Annotated in this window: 1 protein-coding gene; it reads right to left on the reverse strand. The window is 59.0% G+C overall.

Annotated elements, in window-relative coordinates; translation table 11 throughout:
- Positions 1–1,223, reverse strand: a 1,223-nt coding sequence (locus tag D6877_RS04280; protein ID WP_130909957.1) for an AAA family ATPase, incomplete at both ends; no start/stop codon positions are given.

The following is a 1,223-nucleotide window of genomic DNA, read 5'->3' on the forward strand; positions in this document are numbered from 1 at the left end:
TCGAAGTCGAACGTCAACTCCCCATCCTTGATGTCGATGTGCACCACACCGCCATGCTCGGCCAGTTCGCCAAACAGAATCTCCTCCGCCAGCGGACGCTTGATCTTGTCCTGGATCAGACGCGCCATCGGACGTGCACCCATCGCCGAGTCATACCCACCCGCCGCCAGCCAACTACGCGCAGCATCAGTAACCTCAAGCAACACACGCTTGTCTTCCAGCTGCGCCTGAAGCTCGGTGAGGAACTTGTCCACCACACTCTTGATGACCTCATGGCTGAGGCGACCAAACTGGATAATGGTGTCCAGACGGTTACGGAATTCCGGCGTGAAGCTCTTCTTGATCACTTCCATCGCATCGGACGAGTGGTCCTGATGAGTGAAACCGATCGAAGCCCGCGCGGCCGTCTCGGCACCGGCGTTGGTGGTCATGATCACGATCACGTTGCGGAAATCCGCCTTGCGCCCGTTGTTGTCGGTCAGCGTGCCGTGGTCCATGACCTGCAACAGCAGGTTGAAGACTTCCGGATGCGCCTTCTCGATTTCATCGAGGAGCAATACGCAATGTGGCTGCTTGGTAATGGCTTCGGTCAACAGACCGCCCTGGTCGAAACCGACATAGCCTGGAGGCGCACCGATCAGACGCGATACGGTGTGCCGCTCCATGTATTCGGACATGTCGAAACGCACCAGTTCAATGCCCAAGGCCTTGGCCAGTTGTCGCGCGGCCTCGGTTTTACCGACACCGGTAGGCCCGGCAAACAGGAACGAACCGACCGGTTTGTCCGGCGATTTGAGACCAGCGCGTGACAGCTTGATCGCAGTCGACAGCGAATCGATCGCCGCGTCCTGACCAAACACCGTCAGCTTCAGGTCACGCTCCAGGTTACGCAGCAGCTCCTTGTCGGAACTGGTCACGTGCTTTGGCGGAATCCGCGCGATTTTCGCGACGATGTCCTCGACCTGTGGCACTTCGATTCGCTTGACGCGCATCTCTACCGGTTGCAGACGCTGGTAGGCGCCCGCTTCGTCGATCACGTCGATGGCCTTGTCCGGCATGTGCCGGTCATTGATGTAGCGCGACGCCAGTTCGGCAGCGGCACGCAACGACTCATCGCTGTATTCGATATTGTGGTGCTGCTCGAAACGCCCTTTCAGACCGCGCAGGATACCGATGGTGTCTTCCACCGACGGCTCGACGACATCGACCTTCTGGAAGCGACG

Source organism: Pseudomonas sp. Sample_9, assembly GCF_004307535.1.
GTDB lineage: Bacteria > Pseudomonadota > Gammaproteobacteria > Pseudomonadales > Pseudomonadaceae > Aquipseudomonas > Aquipseudomonas mercuritolerans.